The 271-nt window shown below is 40.2% G+C and carries 1 protein-coding gene; it reads left to right on the plus strand.

Going from position 1 to position 271, the window contains the following annotated elements; translation table 11 throughout:
* A partial coding sequence (locus AC0IW9_RS30900) for a patatin-like phospholipase family protein (RefSeq protein WP_471652121.1) occupies positions 1-271 on the plus strand: 271 nt, incomplete at both ends.

Genomic DNA, 271 nt, shown 5'->3' on the forward strand with positions numbered 1-271 from the left:
GTATAGACCCCGAAGAGGGTTTAAGCATCTTTTTGAAAACAAAACTTTGGCGTTTTGTCCGCCCTGCAGTTGGTTCGCTGGGGTTAATTAATATCGAAAACACTTCCGTGATTTTAAAGGAGTACTTTCCAGAAAATACGATTGAGAAATTAAAGATTCCCCTCACCATTGCGGCGGTTAATTTTAGCGAAGGCAGATTGGTTTATTTTACAAAAGGACCGTTAATTCGTGCTATTCACGCGTCGAGTTGCATACCTGGAATTTTTAAACC

The organism is Belnapia sp. AC561 (genome assembly GCF_979252845.1).